Origin of the sequence: Nostoc sp. (assembly GCF_036917675.1) — a bacterium.
Classification (GTDB): Bacteria; Cyanobacteriota; Cyanobacteriia; order Cyanobacteriales; family Nostocaceae; genus Nostoc.
On record NZ_JBALCT010000025.1, the window covers coordinates 25,350 to 41,870 of the forward strand.

General features: G+C 40.7%; 17 protein-coding genes and 1 tRNA gene. 10 read left to right on the plus strand and 8 right to left on the minus strand.

Annotated elements, in window-relative coordinates:
• The first annotated feature begins 65 nt into the window (after positions 1–65).
• A complete protein-coding gene (locus V7K31_RS09380) occupies positions 66–656 on the plus strand; it encodes a chromophore lyase CpcT/CpeT (protein ID WP_335093964.1) in 591 nt (196 codons plus the stop codon).
• A 232-nt stretch (positions 657–888) separates the two neighbouring features.
• A tRNA-Cys gene (locus V7K31_RS09385) sits at positions 889–959 on the plus strand.
• A 176-nt stretch (positions 960–1,135) separates the two neighbouring features.
• On the opposite strand, the gene V7K31_RS09390 is transcribed toward V7K31_RS09385, so the two are convergent.
• On the minus strand, positions 1,136–1,462 hold the full coding sequence (locus V7K31_RS09390) for a hypothetical protein (RefSeq protein ID WP_335093965.1): 327 nt from the start codon (positions 1,460–1,462) through the stop codon (positions 1,136–1,138).
• 243 nt (positions 1,463–1,705) lie between these two features.
• Between V7K31_RS09390 and V7K31_RS09395 the strand changes: the two genes are divergently transcribed.
• From V7K31_RS09395 to V7K31_RS09410, 4 genes are all read left to right on the plus strand, one after another.
• Positions 1,706–1,933 (plus strand): hypothetical protein, encoded by a 228-nt coding sequence (locus V7K31_RS09395; RefSeq protein WP_335093966.1) that lies wholly within the window; start codon positions 1,706–1,708, stop codon positions 1,931–1,933.
• Positions 1,933–2,115 carry a plasmid mobilization protein gene (locus tag V7K31_RS09400; RefSeq protein WP_335093967.1) on the plus strand — a complete coding sequence of 61 codons (183 nt, stop codon included), beginning with the start codon at positions 1,933–1,935 and terminating at the stop codon, positions 2,113–2,115. The genes V7K31_RS09395 and V7K31_RS09400 overlap by 1 nt, the downstream gene beginning before the upstream one ends.
• Positions 2,116–2,271: 156 nt before the next feature.
• On the plus strand, positions 2,272–2,421 hold the full coding sequence (locus tag V7K31_RS09405; RefSeq protein ID WP_335093968.1) for a plasmid mobilization protein: 150 nt from the start codon (positions 2,272–2,274) through the stop codon (positions 2,419–2,421).
• An 84-nt stretch (positions 2,422–2,505) separates the two neighbouring features.
• Positions 2,506–4,071 (plus strand): VapE domain-containing protein, encoded by a 1,566-nt coding sequence (locus V7K31_RS09410; RefSeq protein WP_335093969.1) that lies wholly within the window; start codon positions 2,506–2,508, stop codon positions 4,069–4,071.
• A gap of 306 nt (positions 4,072–4,377) precedes the next feature.
• Here the strand turns inward: V7K31_RS09410 and V7K31_RS09415 are convergent, their stop codons facing one another.
• Positions 4,378–4,938, minus strand: coding sequence for a hypothetical protein (locus tag V7K31_RS09415; RefSeq protein WP_335093971.1), 561 nt, complete (start codon positions 4,936–4,938; stop codon positions 4,378–4,380).
• Positions 4,939–5,328: 390 nt separating this feature from the next.
• Between V7K31_RS09415 and V7K31_RS09420 the strand changes: the two genes are divergently transcribed.
• The 4 genes from V7K31_RS09420 (at position 5,329) to V7K31_RS09435 (ending at position 7,032) form a co-directional block, all read left to right on the plus strand.
• The gene (locus V7K31_RS09420; RefSeq protein WP_335093972.1) at positions 5,329–5,583 is read left to right on the plus strand and encodes a hypothetical protein; all 255 of its coding nucleotides are present in this window, start codon (positions 5,329–5,331) and stop codon (positions 5,581–5,583) included.
• A gap of 94 nt (positions 5,584–5,677) precedes the next feature.
• Positions 5,678–6,076, plus strand: coding sequence for a hypothetical protein (locus V7K31_RS09425; protein WP_335093973.1), 399 nt, complete (start codon positions 5,678–5,680; stop codon positions 6,074–6,076).
• Positions 6,077–6,091: 15 nt separating this feature from the next.
• The gene (locus tag V7K31_RS09430) at positions 6,092–6,214 is read left to right on the plus strand and encodes a hypothetical protein (RefSeq protein WP_335093974.1); all 123 of its coding nucleotides are present in this window, start codon (positions 6,092–6,094) and stop codon (positions 6,212–6,214) included.
• 23 nt (positions 6,215–6,237) lie between these two features.
• The gene (locus tag V7K31_RS09435; RefSeq protein ID WP_335093975.1) at positions 6,238–7,032 is read left to right on the plus strand and encodes a plasmid mobilization protein; all 795 of its coding nucleotides are present in this window, start codon (positions 6,238–6,240) and stop codon (positions 7,030–7,032) included.
• Positions 7,033–7,083: 51 nt separating this feature from the next.
• Here V7K31_RS09435 and V7K31_RS09440 read toward each other — a convergent pair whose 3' ends face one another.
• The 6 genes from V7K31_RS09440 to V7K31_RS09465 form a co-directional block, all read right to left on the minus strand.
• Positions 7,084–8,286: a site-specific integrase gene (locus V7K31_RS09440; RefSeq protein WP_335093976.1), complete on the minus strand. Its 1,203-nt coding sequence runs from the start codon at positions 8,284–8,286 to the stop codon at positions 7,084–7,086.
• 510 nt (positions 8,287–8,796) lie between these two features.
• Positions 8,797–11,967, minus strand: a complete 3,171-nt coding sequence (locus tag V7K31_RS09445) for a type I restriction endonuclease subunit R (RefSeq protein WP_335093978.1) — start codon at positions 11,965–11,967, stop codon at positions 8,797–8,799.
• A gap of 746 nt (positions 11,968–12,713) precedes the next feature.
• Positions 12,714–12,965, minus strand: a complete 252-nt coding sequence (locus tag V7K31_RS09450) for a DUF4926 domain-containing protein (RefSeq protein ID WP_335093979.1) — start codon at positions 12,963–12,965, stop codon at positions 12,714–12,716.
• A gap of 18 nt (positions 12,966–12,983) precedes the next feature.
• The gene (locus tag V7K31_RS09455; RefSeq protein ID WP_335093980.1) at positions 12,984–14,225 is read right to left on the minus strand and encodes a restriction endonuclease subunit S; all 1,242 of its coding nucleotides are present in this window, start codon (positions 14,223–14,225) and stop codon (positions 12,984–12,986) included.
• A gap of 198 nt (positions 14,226–14,423) precedes the next feature.
• Positions 14,424–14,684: a type II toxin-antitoxin system ParD family antitoxin gene (locus V7K31_RS09460; RefSeq protein ID WP_335093981.1), complete on the minus strand. Its 261-nt coding sequence runs from the start codon at positions 14,682–14,684 to the stop codon at positions 14,424–14,426.
• 31 nt (positions 14,685–14,715) lie between these two features.
• Positions 14,716–16,275 carry a type I restriction-modification system subunit M gene (locus V7K31_RS09465; protein WP_335093982.1) on the minus strand — a complete coding sequence of 520 codons (1,560 nt, stop codon included), beginning with the start codon at positions 16,273–16,275 and terminating at the stop codon, positions 14,716–14,718.
• Positions 16,276–16,521 lie beyond the last annotated feature (246 nt).

Here is a 16,521-nt window from a genome sequence, read left to right on the forward strand (position 1 = left end):
TCTGGAACTAAAAGCGATCGTAATATCTAGTTGAATTTTGAATTTTGAATTCGGAGCAAAACGACGTGACTCATTCTACTGATATTGCCACCTTAGCCCGGTGGATGGCAGCTGACTTTAGCAATCAAGAACAAGCTTTTGAAAATCCGCCTTTTTATGCTCACATTCGCGTGTGTATCCGTCCCCTTCCTTTGGAATTATTCTCAGGGGTAAGTTTATTTCTCGAACAAGCTTATGATTTTATGCTCAATCAACCCTACCGGATGCGGGTAATGAAGTTGATTCCGGCAGAAAACCACATTGTTATTGAACACTACACGGTTAAAGAAGAACAAAAATTTTATGGCGCATCTCGTGAACCCGAACGTTTAAAAGTTTTATCCGTTGACCAATTGGAGAAAATGTCAGGTTGCAACATGGTTGTAGAGTGGACAGGTAATAGCTTCAAAGGCAGGGTTGAACCTGGTAAAGGCTGCATTGTGTTTCGTGACGGCAAAAATACTTATCTAGATAACGAATTTGAGATTGATGCTAAAGAATTTTTCAGCCTCGACCGGGGAAGGGATTTAGACACTAATGAACGTCTGTGGGGTTCTATCGCAGGTCCTTTTCACTTTGTCCGTTGGGGCAATTTTGCCGATGAAGTGAAGGTGTAACAATTGAGGAGTGAGGAATTAAAACTCATAATTCTCCTTAATCTGCTAAGGGTTGTTTGTGCTATGGTTAACCTGTCATTAGGACTCCCTAGCGATCGCCTAAAGACTACCAAAAACATCCACTTAACCCACTATCTCTACCTCAGAATCCTATGCTATTATGGGTTAACTAGCGCCCTATGGCTACTAAGATACCTTAAAAACATTAAAGTAGTTCAGGGAATCCTGGTGTGGCGGCATAGCCAAGTGGTAAGGCAGAGGTCTGCAAAACCTCCACCCCCGGTTCAAATCCGGGTGCCGCCTTAAGGCTTTCAGCCTTTAAGGATAATCTAAAACCAAATAAAAGGCTTTCTTGATATTCAAAGTGATATTCAAAGTCTAAGTCCTCAGAGTATTCTGAGGATTCTTTAGTTAGTGGTAAACCACAGCACAGATAGCCTTAAGCAGGTCTAGGCTGGCTTTACTGTCTGCTATCACCATTACAAAACCATTATGTGTTTTAGAATGCCAACCAGGAGTTTTAAGATTTCCCCAGTACCTTTAACTGGATGAGACAGAAGCTCACCACCATTACAGAAAGATGTGTAGGCTTCTACTTTTCTGAAGCCCTTGGTATCCTCTATGCCATAAGTGAAGGATGTCCAGCCAAGCATACCATCATCCTCAGAGTTAGGGGGGTAGCCAGTTAAGGCATACAGTTTAGCCCCATTATTAGTTACCCCCATAAAGATACTTCTGGCTAGCACAGGGGAACTGGACAGCACTATGGACACCCCTAGCAGCCCTGAGATTATCTTGGTTATCATAAATAGTTTTAAGTACTTGCAGTATTTATAGTAACACTGTTACTTAAGACTGCCACATTAGTTACTAGTTATCCTGGGGGATGCCTGGGGCTGACTCAGGTAGTTTAGGTCAGTTTAAAATACCAGAATGATTGTAAACAGGTTAACCCTATGTACCAGTTTGTCCTGTCAATGTGCCAGTTATAGGTAGCCATAATAACTTACTGAGGCTATAATGGGAGTATACTAAGAAACAAAAAAACAATGAAACTCCCAGTTTTTACCAGAGTGGTTTTAGGTTTAGATGAATATCTAATAGGGCTAGATAAGGAAGCTTTAGAGAATTTATCAGTTATCCCATTGGTCAAGTCAGCAATGAAAACCCTGTATACTTGCTGCGGGTCTAAGTGTGATTTAGGTGCAATATATATCGATACCTGGCCTTGGGCTGAGGGTGAGGAAATCTTCTTGGATGATGAGGAGTGCGAATAATGACTAACCAGAGAACTAACCGGAAAGTCAAGTTGCAGGTATGGCTAACTGAGGAAGAACACCAGTTACTGTCCCAGGCTGCCACTGAAACAGGCCAGGGAATGTCTAGCTATGTCAGGTCTACTGTACTGAAGGCGATCAAGGCTGACTTAGGAATATCCTTAAACACTTCGCAAGTATAAATACTTATTCCTTTAGATATATGTTTAGATTTCTTTAGATTCTCTTAAGGTTTGCAGATGAGAATCAGGGATAACCAGAGGCTGAAACCCTTATTCTACTGTTGAATAACCAAATCTGACAAAATCCTATTAGTAAGGTCAATAAGGATTACTCAGATGGTTAGAACAGCAAAAGTTAACTTCCGCGCTACTGAACAGGAAAGATTAAGGATTAAGGAACTAGCGGCGATCGCTGGATACTCGCAGTCAGAGTATATCAGGTTAGCTGCACTAGGTTTTTTAGTGCAACCCCAAGAAACCAAATAGGGCAACCAGTTCACAGCTAGTTGCCCTAAAGTTCAATATTCACAGTAAACAAACAACCGGGCACTTAGCCCAAGGATTCAAATAATGGGATTTTCTAAAGCATCTTTAGGTAGACACTCTAGCTCCTCTAATGAGGATTATAGCTCAGATACAGATACTCAGTCAAGGTTTGAGGATAATAGTAGCTCTGAATGTGAGAAGTTATTAGCATGGTTGAGATGTGTAGACTTCTTTGCAGTAACAGCCCAGTTGGGTTCTGATAGGTCTAGATGGGCTGATCCTAAAGATGGTAATAGTGGTGTTAGAGCTAGAAAGGAAGCCAGAGCATTTATATTGAAAGCTGATGATAGATCCTATGCTTTCTGGAAAGTATTCGAGGCAGTTTATTCTAAATCATTAGAGCAAGATGCTTGGGCGGGTACTGTTTACTATGATGAGAAGTCCACCACAGTCGGGATGCTGGTAGCCAAGTTAGAACAAGCATTGGAAATGGCTAGACCTAGAACATCTGAGGGCTTCTATGATCGCCAACTGGGTTTATTACTGAAGGATAAAAAGTTTCAGCCAGTTAAGAAATATTTGGATAAGGTTTATAAGGAGTTTTCAGAAAACCTAGTTTACTTTAGACATCTTAGCTTGGAAGAACAGGATCGGATTGTTGAAGAAAAGCGCTTACATAGAGCCGCACAACACTACACAGAGAAACAGATTAGACTTTTACCAGAATGGGATAACTTAGGTGAGATTCTGTTTGGTACTAAAGACCGACTGACTCAGGAAATGATTACTACTTGGCTCTGTGGTGCGGTTAAAAGAGCCTTAGAACCCGGTTGTTTCATGAAGAGAGCCTTGATCATCAAAGGTGATCAAGATGCGGGTAAGTCTGCCTTTGTTAGCAAGCTGGCTAAGTTCTGGGGTACTGAGCTACCCTCTGGGACTTCGGACATGGACTTCATTAGATTCTGTACCCGGACATGGATTATGGAGTTGGCCGAGTGCGATCGCTTGTTCAAAGGTAAAGAGGCTAGCATCCTTAAGCAACAGTTATCAACCACTGTAGATAAGTACACTCCAAAGTATAAGGAAGCTGATGAGATGTCAGTTACCCCAAGGGTTACAGTGTTCATAGGCACAACTAATAAGTCTCAGTTCCTTGTGGATGATACAGGTAATAAAAGGTATTGGGTTGTGGATATGGCTGATGATTGGAAACTACCTTTGGCTTGGCTAGATGCGAATGTAGATCAGCTATGGGCTACTGCTTATCATAAGTTAGCTAATGGACATCCTACAGACTTAAGTAGAGACAGCCAAGCCGCATCAGAGGCTAGAAACAGAGATTATATGGTCGAGGGTTCATGGGTTGAGCAACTAGAGACTGTGCTAGCCACTGCCACCAAAGATGGTACTAAGGCGATCGCATTTAAGCTAGTTGATCTCATGTCAGCCATGAATATTAGGTATGAAAACCAAGGGAAGAATAAGGTGGCAGTACAAGCCAGCCTTAAGCAACTGGGTTATGACCAGAGACAGATGAAGGTCAAGGGTAATAACTCTAGATATTATGCTCTAACTGATGCTGTGAAGCCTAAAGTATCTAAGTTTGATCCGCAGACAATGCAATGGTTATTTATGGATTCCCAAGAGTAACAAAGGTAGCAGGAGGTAGCAGAAAGGTAGCAACAGTTGCTACCTCTGAAATCCTTACAGGGGTTGGCTTCACAGCCAAAGGTAGCAAAGTAGCATATATTTTCTCTAAAAAAAGGGATAGAGAATAGTATAGGACTTTTTAACATCAAAACCACTGCTACTTTGCTACCTTTTGGTTAGAACCCATACAGGATAAGGGTTTTAGAGGTAACAAACTATTGCTACCTTTTGTTACCCTTCTGCTACTTCTGTTACCAGGGATAACAGAGAAACCCCTTAGATGTTGAGTCCGACCCTGATAATCACCTAATCAACATCACAGGTATCTAATAACCCTGCATTATGGCTTTCCTGTACTGCTTTTGCAAAAGCAGGGGTTCCAATAGCAGCAAAACTAAAGTGATTTAGTGATGAGTCTAGTTCTTTTAAGCCTTCTGGAGGTAATACCTTCGCTATTTCTGGATAATCAGAACTCCTGAAGCCAGAACTAGACCACCAACTGATACCAAAAGGGGTTCTATCAAATGTCTGGACAACCTCTTGATTGTCTGTAAATAAGATGTAGTTTAGCTTCCCATCTATACCCCTGTACTGAAACACCCAAGCGCCTAAAGCTAACCCCAGGTTATATACTTTGCACTGGTTTCTGTCAAAGGGTTTCTTAGACTCTACCTCCTCTGATGGTTTCTCTGATTGGGCTTGAGTTTGGGGCTGTTCCTCTATACTAGGTCGATCTGTTTTAGATGTGCTTATTTGAATCAGTATGTACACTAAAAGACACAACCCTGTGACACCTGTGACAGTAGCTATTGTGGCAACTAACCGCTTGAGGTGGTTCTCAATAAGGTCTAAGTATTTATCTAGCATTAAACTTAATGGTATTTAATATTACTTCTCTCAGTCTATTCCGGTAAATAGCCGAGGTCAAGGATACCAATCACCCAAGACTAATACAGATACAACCAAGACCCCAAGGATACCCAGATGACCCCTAAACAGCTAGCTTTAGCCCCCTAGAATCCACAGTAAATCCCTTAAGGTACAGATTGCCTCTGAGGGATTTTTAATGGCTTCTGGGGCTTCTAAAGTGGCAATCCTAAGCAGGGCTGCTAGAGGCTAAGAAGTCCTAATGATAGTACTTTTATTAGGACTTCCAAGTACCTATGGCTTCTGTGGTTCCTATGGTTTTCTTAGTGTCCATTAGGCACTTAGAGACAACCTGACTGATTATCTGTAGAACTTACTTCTACAACTGATATGTCTAATCTGATTCAAATGGCTAGAGAGGTTGGTGCAACCGCCAAGGGTAAATGTAGACCCGCAACTAACATCATCAGTATTATCAATGACCAACCAAGGCAGCAGAAGGATAAGCGCCTGATGGTTCCTATTAGCCATGAGGAACTGGAAGCAGCCCATAACTTTGCGGGTTCCCTTGGTGTCTCTACCAGCTATCTGGTTAGAGAGCTACTCAAGACCGCGATCGCTGCACAAGATTTATCTGCTAACTAACCTAAATAGCCAAAGCTCCCAAGGTATGTCCAGTACCAGAGGGAGCCATCAAGAAAACATTACAGGGAGATACAACTCCCAAGGAATAACTAAAATGTACAGCAAAAACTCTGAATATAGATATTATAGCACACTTGGTAAGATTTGTGTAGTCCCTAGACCTACTTTGGTAAGTTTTAATGCTACCAATGGTCAGCCAGTCTCGGTTAACTACCCTGATAATAACTGCTATTCCCTGATCAAGTACAAATACTTCTATGACCTTAAAGGTATCCAAGTAGTAGATTATCAAAGAATAAAACCTGCCTTGGTGGTTTATAAGTTGGCTGATGGGTCATTGCTAGCGGCTACACCTGAAGTTATCGAGGCCTCTCAGGTTAACCACACCTCTGGTTATCATAGTCAGTGCTACATAACCAAGATTAGCAGCCTACAAGTGCTAAATAAGCTACCAGATGAGGATGAAGCCTACACCTTTGATTTTACTAACTAGTAGCCAGTTTAGCTCATGGGTGGCAATGGCTGGTTAGGGTTAGCTAACTACCACCCAAAGAATCCTTATGCTGTGATCGCTGGACTCAGGAAGACCACAGAATATGCTAGCCTGAAGTTACATAACTTACCTAACTAGTTACCTAACCTAAAAGAGATATTATGCCAAGTATTAAGCCTAAGTTTCAAGTGGTTGTTTCAGAGGCAGAGAAGGTAATCATAGAGTCAAAAGCCAAACTTACTGGCAAATCTGTCTCTAGTTTCCTGAAGGATTTAGCACTTAGTTATGATCAGATTACACAACCAGTTACCCAACCAGACCTAAAGGTTACTCAACTGGAACAGCAAGTAATCATTATGCAAGCCCAGATATCTGATATCAACCAAAAGTTATGTAACCTACCTAACTTATTACCTAACCTTGAAAGAGAGAGCATAGGAGTTCAGTTACTTAGTAAGAAGCTTGGGATGCCTCAAGATATACTCAGGCAGTGGGCTAAGGATGCCTATCAGTCCTCAGAGGAAATGTTAAGTGTAGGGTGGAACTTAGCCAATAGGGATAAACAGGGGGAGCCTTGGTATCCTATGAGTACTTCAGGGGGCATTTGGCAAAGAACCAACCCTACACCAGAGCATGAAGAGGTTACACAACCTATCCAACCAGTTACATACTCTGAAGAGACAGAGAGTACCTTAGATAACTTGGAAGTTCCCCAGGTTAGCCTTGAAACATCCCAGGAACCCTTAGTGCTTACCAGAGCTGAGTTAGCCCAGAGGTTTACCAAGACACCAAAGGAAGCCCAGACCCTTGCAGCAACTCTTTCTACATTAGGGGGAGCCAAGATGAAGATGAAAACCATAGCAGATTGGACAGCCAAAAAAGATCCTGAAGGGCTAACCTGGGAGCCAATAGATGAGACTAGGGAATATTGGAGACAAGTAAACCCAGTAGACTAACAACAAAACCCCTGAAATGATCCGGGGGTTCTTCATAGGTTAACCAGTTTACTAGAGTTCTGGAAGGTTTAGGGGTACTGTGTTACCCGCATAGTGCTTCAGAATAATCTCTGGGCTGTTACCAACTAACTTGGCCACTGTGGAGACTGTTAACCCCTCAGCCAGCATTAGGGTAATAAAGGTGTGCCGGGTGTTATATGGGCATCGATAGCGCTCGATTTTACCAGCATCTAATAACCCCTGGATAACTCCATTGTAGTTTTTATTACTTGTCCTGCCCCCTTTCCAGACCTGAGTAGAGAATCTAGTATTGCTGATTATTCCCCCAGTTGGACTAGTGAATACTTGTGATTCTAGGCTGATATCCTGGGGCTTAATGGATAACAATAGTTCCCTAACTTGGGTGTTACAGGGAAACTTCCTAGCCTTGCCAGTCTTAGTACCCTTCCTAATATTTAACTGGCTATCATAGGACTCACAGAAGTTAATCTGTGTGCATTCAGGGTTAATATGTTTCCATTGGATAGCGATCGCTTCACCAGTCCGGCAACCAGTCCAGAATAGGAACTTAACAAAGGGGGCATAGTGCGCCCTGGTAGTCTCAAATGCCTGGATGATGTTATTCATCTCCTGTTTGCTAAATGGGTCAATGGCATCTGAATCATGCTTTGGTAACTTGATGTCCTCTGACATCCCGGCAAAGGGGTTATCCTTAGCCAGACCTGACCCCATAGCCCATTTACAACAGGCTGCTAGGTAGGTTAGTACCCTCTTGGCAGCATTGGGGGACAGTTGGGTTAACAGGTGATCTCTGATTGCGATCGACTGGCTTAAGTCCTTTGTCGGTAGCCCCTTAATATGATTAGTGTACTTTCTGGCATAATCGCGCCTATATGTGGTAGAGGCTAGCTGCGGTTTCATATAGACACAGTATTGCTCCCATAACTCCAGGATGTCTGTCTGTGGTGTTTTGGGGCTAACCAGGGTTAACAGAGGTTTTCTGTAGCTCTCTAGTTTCTCTTTGTAGCGCTTAAGTGTTGGGTCAAGTTGCCCTGTGATTATCTCCTCTTCTATCCAGTTAGCAACTGAATCCACTCGCCGCCTATTAATATCATTTGAATCTAACCCAGTACTAATGATAACTTGTTTACCCAGTGGTGTTACTGACCTGGGTAATCTCAGCCTTAGCTTACCCCTGAACTCCTCAACACCTACATTACCCCTGGCTGTTCTAGCTGTCTTGGCTATACCCATTTGAATATCTCTAACCTCTATCTCCCTATGATGATATTCATTTTGATATTCAAAGTCAAGCGATTATTGCTAGATTGTTCACTGCATGGGCATTTTTGAAGCCAAAGGGTACACAGTACCGGTCTGCAAAACCTCCACCCCCGGTTCAAATCCGGGTGCCGCCTTAAAATAAATATAAGCATTACAGGGCTTCTAAGCCCTTTTTTAATGCGAGTTATAGGGCAATACAGTTCAGTTAAGCATCTCTTTCTTCTCTCTGTGTCGCGCCAGTTGCTATAACGGGGGGAACCCCCGCAACGCACTGGCTTCTCTGCGCCTCTGCGGTTAGTTAAAAAAATTGGCTTTGACAAAGAGTTTTAACCTTAACTGAACCGTATTGAGTTATAGGGATTGTTTCCAGAGCCTCCTAACTCCTGCCTTCTTTGTAATTTTGGGTAGTTTGGGGTAAAACTGGGGTAAATATGTAAGGCTTAGGTCGTCTGATAAAAGCAGATTTTGTACTAGTAGAATTTACGCACCAGCATCATAGATACTCCCTTGTCCAGAATAGTTCTCATAAATGTGCTGATAAACTTCCTGACATTTCTGTTCATACAGTTCAGCAGAATAACTCTGAGGTAATCTATCCAAATTATCCTTAATCGCCACTTCTACTGATGCTCTGGTTTGCTGTCTCTTCTTCCAATCCAAAACTAACTTCTCTTTTTTAAGAGTTTTTAATAGTTCTTTAGCAACTTGTTTGACTTCCTGTTCCTCTTGCTTAGTCAGTTTAATTTCTGGTTTAGTCAAGAAGTCAAAAATTGCTAATTCTTCTTCAGTAAGATTTTGCGCGATCGCTCTTTTATCTTCAACACCCAATTCCTGAGCAAAATTAATCAAATCATTGAAGAATATTTGCACGTTGCGTGAGTCAGCATTGTGTTCTGCTATCATCTGCTGGAATTTCTCCAGGTAGCCCATGCGAGTTTTATTTAACTTCAGCATCTGCTGGAGTTTTTGCGCGATCGCAGTTTTGAGTTTTTCTGTCTCTGTTCTCTGGTAGTCAGTACTAGCAAATTTATTTTTTAAGGCTGCAAAGTCGATTTTGCTTAAGTCGATGCGTTGACTGTGAGATTCCTGAATCACAAACTCGCCAGCAGTGATGGACAAATCCAACAGTTCTTCCACTTCGGACATCACTTCGGACACATCAACTTCTGGTACTTCTGCCAGAATTTGGTCTTTGATTACCTGCAAATGAGCATTGATAAGAGTAAACTCATTAGCACCAGCATCTGGAAGAATGGCTTTGTAAAGTTTGTTAACGTTACCTGTTAGAGAAAGATAAGTTTTTTTGGCATGATCATTAATAATGATGGATTCTACTGCATCTGCCCAAAATTTGGTGCGTGCAAAACCTTGTGCTGACTCCAGTACAGCAAAATCAATGCCTTTTTGCGTACAGAATGTTGTGGTTTGGGCGATCGCTTCTCTCAATTGTGCCACTAAAGCTGTTTTAGCTTTAACTGGGGTATCCCCTTCTTGAATACTACCACCAGATGCAGAACCATAAATAGCTAGTGCTTTCTGTAAATCTCGGAAGACACCAATATAATCAACTATCAGTCCATTTATTTTACCTGGGAAGACACGATTTGCTCTGGCAATCGTTTGCATCAGACTATGGTTCTTCATCGGTTTGTCTAGGTAAATGGTGGAACAACTGGGGACATCAAATCCAGTCATCCACATAGCGCAGACAAATATAATGCGTAGGGGATGAGATGCATCTTTGAATTTTTCATCCAATGGGGGAGATTCACTCACTAACCTTTGACGGTGAGGAGTGATATCTAATTCTTTTTTCTGAAATACTTCTACTTCATTTTGAGACTGAGATATGACTACTGCCATATCTGTTTCTTCCATATATTTAATAGTGACTGATAATTTTTTTTGTTCAAATTCGCTTAAATTAAACTGAGCAATTTGATTTTTAAACTGTTGCAAGTGTTCTTGCCAGTAGTGCTGAACTTTATTGTACATTTTGACAGCAGTAAATCTGTCAATGCTGACAATCATTGCTTTACCTTGATAACCTCTACCCAACAAATGGGTGACAATATCTTGAGCAATTTTCTCTAATCGGTCATCTCTGGTAATTAATTGATATTCTCTGGCACATTGTCTTTCTAATTTCTTCTCTTCCTCCTCATCCAGTATTGCAGATTCAATGATTTCTGCCATATTTTCATTGAGTGCATCATTGGCGAGTTGCAATTCGGGAATTCTGTTTTCGTAGTAGAGGGTAACTGTGGCGCTATCTTCTATTGATTCGCGGAAGTTATAAATGCTGATGTAATCACCAAAGGTTTTTTTGGTTTCTTGTTCTCCTAGCATTAGGGGTGTACCAGTGAAACCAATGAATGCTGCATTGGGTAAGGCATTTCTCATGTTGAGAGCAAATGTGTCATATTGACTGCGGTGTGCTTCATCTGCAATCACGATAATATCTGACCTATTTGAAATTATCGGGTAGGTTCCGCCTTTTTCGGTGCGGAATTTTTGAATCATCGTGAAAATGTAGCGATGATCTTCATGCAGGAGTTGTTTGAGGTGTTCTCCACTTTTAGCGCGGACATTTTTTTCTATTTCTGTCACAGCACCAGCATAGGCAAAGTTTTTGTATATTTGTTCGTCTAAATCTTCTCTATCGGTGATAATTACAAAAGTCCAGTTTCCATAGAGTTTTCGCACAACTTTTTGGGAGAAGAAGACCATTGAATAACTTTTACCGCTACCTTGGGTATGCCAAAATACTCCTAATCTGCCTTGGTTGGATTTAATTTCTGTTACTGCGGTAACTGCTTGGTTAACTCCTAAATATTGGTGATTTTTGGCAATGATTTTAACTAAACTGCCTTTGGCAGAATAAAAGAAGATAAAATTTTCAACTAAATCCAGTAATTTGGTAGGTTCACAAGTTCCTCTAATAATGGTGTCTAGAGAAATTATCCCTTCTTCCCCTTCAGAATTTATCTTTTTCCACTCAGCAAAATGTTCCCATTTGGCAGTTAAGCTACTAATGCGACTTTTTGTACCATTGGAGAGGATGATAAATGCGTTGTACCAAAAGAGTTGGGGGATAGTTTGTTTGTAATCTGCGAGATTATTTTTATAGGCAAGTTCTAAACGTTGGTGATGTGCTTTTAATTCAATGAATATTAAGGGTAAACCATTCACAAACCCGATTAAATCTGTTCTTCTGGTGTAAATCTCTCCTGTAACCCAGAATTGGGAAGCGAGAAAAAAGTTATTATTTTCTGGGTGATTCCAGTCAATGACTTTGACTGTTTCTGCTTCGTCTTCACCCTCATCATTTTTAAAACTGACTTTTACTCCATCTTTGAGGAGTTGATAAATTTCTGCATTCGCATTGGCTAAACTCAATGTATTTCTATCACGAGTTAATTCTTCAATGGCAAGTTGGATAGTTTCTGTGGGTAAGTCAGGGTTTAAGTTTTGTAAAGCTGACTGGAGTTTGGGAATTAAAACTACCTCACCCTTTGTCTCTCTCCCCAGTGTGCTGTTTGTACCAAAGGTTTCATTGTAACAGTTGGCTGTTTGCCATTGCAGTTGAGAGAATAGGTTAATAGTGGCATTCTCTAACGCTGCTTCTGAGTCTGGGTGAGGTGGACGCATAGGTATGGAGTATCGATTTACTCCATTTTTAACTCAAAAATTTGGTGTTGGCGATTGAGGGGGTGATTTTCTCACGCACAGTTGCAAAAGCTCAACCCAATCTACACAGATTGCAATACTGCGTAGGTTTTGCCCAAAAAATAAAAATGTGTAGGTTGGGTTGAGGAACGAAACCCAACATTTGGCGAGGTTTGTTGGGTTTCGCAAAGCCTCAACCCAACCTACGAATATTCTTAACCGAGCAGTATTGACACAGCTCGTGGTGCGACAAAGTTTGAAGTACTTCAACAAGGAGCATCCCAATTTTGCTTAAATCTTTTCCCTCACCCCCAGCCCCTCTCCCAAAGATGGGAGAGGGGAGACATAATTCTAGTTCCCCTTCTCCCATCTTTGGGAGAAGGGGTTAGGGGATGAGGGCTCTCAAGGTTTTTGCACATTTGAGATGCTCCCCCTCAACACGACTTTTAAGTACTTCAACACGATATTCAAGTACTTCAACACGACTTTTAAGTACTTCAACACGACTTTCAAGTACTCCAACACGACTTTCAAGTACTCCAACATGACTTTCAAGTACTTCAACACGACTTTTAAGTACTTCAACACGACTTTTAAGTACTCCAACACGACTTTTAAGTACCTAAATACGACTTCCAAGTACTTAAATACGATGTTGAAGTACCTAAATACGATGTTGAACGACTTTTACAGCAGATTGCAAGTTGGTTAGTGGTTTTATTGGGTGACTATTTTAATTCTGCTAATGGGCGAATAGCAAGAACTGCATCGCTAGGCATTTTTTCTACTGCTGACATGGGAACGGTAAAAACAGCGATAGAGTCACCTGCTGCATTAAACACTTCTAATATATAGCCATCTTCTCCATCGCTTGGATGAGTCACATAATCAATTAGCATGGCGACATCACCCTGTTTGAGGTTGTATTCTGGGAAATCACGACGGAGAGCAACATACTGATATAGTTCCAATTTGATCATAATTATATTTGTAATTGACTAAGCTGCTATGTCCTCTGTGGTGATGTCTAGGTGTTCTACATCGATTTCTCCTGAGATGAGTTTGGGGAGAAGTAAATCACGGGTTTGGCAGAGATTCTCATTTCTCTTGATAAGATTTTTTTTCAATTTAAATAAGGGGTCAACATGGCTATTAAATTGTTCAAGTATTGGAGATGGAGGAATTACTACTGATAAACCGTGAATATCGTTTCTGTTAAGAGTTGGAACTGCTGCACCAGAGTTATATTGTTCTAAACCTAAACTACTTAATAAGTAAAATGCATATATTGGGGTAACTTTACGAAACTCTTTTACCCATAGAGTTGTATTCAAAGCCCAAAAATCTTCATCAACATACATTACAGTTCCTAGTGAGCCACTTCGACCTGTAATTACACATGGAGTTTTAATCTTTGCATCATTATGCCATCCAGTAATTCCTGTAGCTGCATAAACGGGAACATTTCCCTGTTGCCGTGTTTTAGTTGGTAAATCAAATCCTCTCTGCAAAATTAAAGCATCTTCTAGCTTTCCTATCCACCCTTCAGGAATTAACCCCAATTCAGAATCAACCATTTTGGTGTGTTCATGACCAGGGAACCGGAATTTGACAAACCACTCATGGTAGAGGGTTTGTGCCATTTCTTCTAATATTTTGATGCGTCTTGTGTTGTTTTCTATTAGGTCATCATACCCTGAGAGTATAGCGGCTATTTTCTTCTGAGTATTAATTGATATTATTGGAATTTGCATCCTTTTTATGTGTGCAGGTCCAAAATTAGGTTGTTGGCAACCAATAATAAAGCTTTCTATTTGGTTCCTAAAAAAAGATGAGCATAAAAAATAATATAAAAAATTAGCATCTAATAATTCTTCCCATAGAGGACGAAATCTAATTACACTCGTATTCATCACTAAGGGAAGATGATTTTGTTGGATTCTCCCAACTTTGCCATAGCTCCATCCAGAACTAGAAACAACTATATCACCAACTTCAATAGCAAAGTGCTTATACTTTTTATCAAATTCCTCTAGAGAAATATATCTCTCAGAATTTGATATATCTATTGTTCCGTCTAAAAGTATGTTTTTTACATTGATTACTTTAATTCCTGAATCAGTAAACTGTGATGTTCTTAATCCAGGACCTTCTTGGAAATAAACATAATCAGGGAAATAAGCTAGTTTCCAATCTTGAATAAATAAACCAAAATTTGTTTGAGTTACAGGTTTTTTCATACAATACTATCCAATAATTCAATTACATTCTCTGTTTTGTAGGATGTGTTATTCCGAATGCTAACGTACCATTCTATATTTTCGGTGCGTTAAAACTAAAGTTTATAACGCACCCTACGAGATTTAAGCCTATAAAAATCAGCTTTTCTAGCTTGTATGTACACCGGAACTTTCTTGTGAAAAAGTAATTACTCATTCCTATACCTCACGCGCTTTTTGAAATCTTTCGAGTATTTGCATCACTACAGTTTCACCATCTAAACCTTCGCCGCGCTCAAGTTCTGCAATTGCGACATCAACTTTTTGCCGAGTTTCTTCTACCCATTCCTGATACTCTTTATCCCGTTCTTCCAGCAACTTTAATGCTTTACTAATCACTTCCTCAGCATTTGCAAATCTACCACTTGCAATTTGCGCTTGAATAAATTGCTCTACTTCTGGTTTGAGTGTGATATTCATAACTATTACCTCAGCTAAAAAATTGAATGCATTAACTTTGTTCTAACAACATCGCCACATTCTCTGCAATTCTCTCCTCTAACTCCCTCGCTTCCACATTCAAAACTTCCAATTCCTCATTCAACTCCTCCAACCTCTCAGCAAAATCAAAATCATCCACTACCCGTTCCGCAACACCTACATAACGTCCAGGGTTTAAACTCCATCCCTGCGCTGCAATCTCTTCTAACGTTGCTACCTTACACAGTCCAGGTATATCAATATATTCTCCTTCCGGGAATTTCTCATCCAGCAAAGCTTGACTTCCATCGCTAGTCTCTACTGCTTCACCTCTGTACAACCTGACAATATTCGCCAAAAATTCAATCTGTTCGGCGCTAAACTCCCGATGCGCTCGATCAATTTGACGGTAAATGTGCCTAGCATCAAGAAATAATACCTTATCCCTGCGGATAGTATCTGCTTTCCCCTTATCCAAAAACCACAAGGTACAGGGTAAAGTAACAGTGTAGAAAAAATTAGAACCAACAGCAATCATCACATCCACTGCATGAGATTGGATGAGTTTCTGCCGAATTTCTAACTCAGTACCTCGCGCATCACTGGCAGAATTAGCCATGACAAATCCTGCCCTACCTCTGGCATTTAATGCACTCCAGAAAAAATGAATCCACAGGTAATTACCATTATCTGCCTTAGGCATCCCAAATGTACTAACACGCGGATCTCCTTTGATTTTTTCTTTGTCCACCTTGTCTACATTAAAAGGTGGATTAGCCATCACAAAGTCAAATTTGCTAACTGACTCGTGAATGTCTTCATAATAAGTATTACTCTGCCGAATATCTCCTGCAAGTCCATGTACGGCTAAGTTCATTCTGCACAAGCGCACAGTTTCACCTACTTTTTCCTGTCCATAAATACTAATTTCCGTACTGGGATTTTTCTTGTGCCTTTCTACAAAAGATGCACTTTGGACAAACATACCACCACTTCCACAAGCCGGGTCATAAATTCGTCCATGATAAGGTTCGATTACTTCCACAATCAGTTTTACTACAGAAATAGGAGTAAAAAATTCTCCCCCCTTCTGTCCCTCACTCATAGCAAACTTACCCAAGAAGTATTCATAAATCTTCCCGAAAGCATCACCTGATAAATCTATTCCTAATTCGACTTTGTTAAAGTTTTTCAGCAAGTCAAATAACAGATCATTTTCGAGGCGATTATAAGTTTTGGGGAGAATATCCTTTAATTCTTCATTTTCTGCTTCAATGGCACGCATGGCATCATTAATTCCCTTGCCAATGTCTGCGCTTCCTGGTAAATTCAGCAGTGTAGAGAATCTGGCAGCATCAGGCAAGTACATTACACCCTTGGCTTGGTAGTCTGCTTTGGTAATCCCCCGTCTTCTACTACCTATATTTTTGAGTTCTTCCTCAGCATGGGTAAATTTCCAATCAGCGTACCGGAGGAAGACTAACCCCAGTACGGGGATAGAATACTCACTAGACTTTAGCTTGGAGTTAGCGCGTAACTCATCAGCTGCTTCCCATAAACGTTTCTCCAAGTCAGTAGTATTAGCAGGCATAGACAGACATCACATTATCAAATCTACTCATCATAGAATATGTTTGTGTTTGTTACCACTTGTGATCTACCAACTTGAAAAGGAATCAATAAAGAAGAATTCAGAAGTCAGAATTCAGGAGTCAGAATCAATCAGTCGGGGATGGGAGCATCTCACTTTCGTAGAAAGCCTAAACCTCACCCCAGCCCTCTCCTTATTAAGGAGAGGGAGCAGGAATCTTGTTTTTCATCTGGTGTATTTGCAAAA

Excerpts from the sequence above, each read along its gene's own strand:
- V7K31_RS09460 (WP_335093981.1), bottom strand. The coding sequence starts at position 14,684 with ATGAATATCACACTCAAACCAGAAGTAGAGCAATTTATTCAAGCGCAA.
- V7K31_RS09395 (WP_335093966.1), top strand. The coding sequence starts at position 1,706 with ATGAAACTCCCAGTTTTTACCAGAGTGGTTTTAGGTTTAGATGAATAT.
- V7K31_RS09400 (WP_335093967.1), top strand. The coding sequence starts at position 1,933 with ATGACTAACCAGAGAACTAACCGGAAAGTCAAGTTGCAGGTATGGCTA.
- V7K31_RS09390 (WP_335093965.1), bottom strand. The coding sequence starts at position 1,462 with ATGATAACCAAGATAATCTCAGGGCTGCTAGGGGTGTCCATAGTGCTG.
- V7K31_RS09425 (WP_335093973.1), top strand. The coding sequence starts at position 5,678 with ATGTACAGCAAAAACTCTGAATATAGATATTATAGCACACTTGGTAAG.
- V7K31_RS09405 (WP_335093968.1), top strand. The coding sequence starts at position 2,272 with ATGGTTAGAACAGCAAAAGTTAACTTCCGCGCTACTGAACAGGAAAGA.
- V7K31_RS09435 (WP_335093975.1), top strand. The coding sequence starts at position 6,238 with ATGCCAAGTATTAAGCCTAAGTTTCAAGTGGTTGTTTCAGAGGCAGAG.
- V7K31_RS09465 (WP_335093982.1), bottom strand. The coding sequence starts at position 16,275 with ATGCCTGCTAATACTACTGACTTGGAGAAACGTTTATGGGAAGCAGCT.
- V7K31_RS09430 (WP_335093974.1), top strand. The coding sequence starts at position 6,092 with ATGGGTGGCAATGGCTGGTTAGGGTTAGCTAACTACCACCCAAAGAAT.
- V7K31_RS09440 (WP_335093976.1), bottom strand. The coding sequence starts at position 8,286 with ATGGGTATAGCCAAGACAGCTAGAACAGCCAGGGGTAATGTAGGTGTT.
- V7K31_RS09415 (WP_335093971.1), bottom strand. The coding sequence starts at position 4,938 with ATGCTAGATAAATACTTAGACCTTATTGAGAACCACCTCAAGCGGTTA.
- V7K31_RS09455 (WP_335093980.1), bottom strand. The coding sequence starts at position 14,225 with ATGAAAAAACCTGTAACTCAAACAAATTTTGGTTTATTTATTCAAGAT.
- V7K31_RS09420 (WP_335093972.1), top strand. The coding sequence starts at position 5,329 with ATGTCTAATCTGATTCAAATGGCTAGAGAGGTTGGTGCAACCGCCAAG.
- V7K31_RS09450 (WP_335093979.1), bottom strand. The coding sequence starts at position 12,965 with ATGATCAAATTGGAACTATATCAGTATGTTGCTCTCCGTCGTGATTTC.
- V7K31_RS09410 (WP_335093969.1), top strand. The coding sequence starts at position 2,506 with ATGGGATTTTCTAAAGCATCTTTAGGTAGACACTCTAGCTCCTCTAAT.
- V7K31_RS09445 (WP_335093978.1), bottom strand. The coding sequence starts at position 11,967 with ATGCGTCCACCTCACCCAGACTCAGAAGCAGCGTTAGAGAATGCCACT.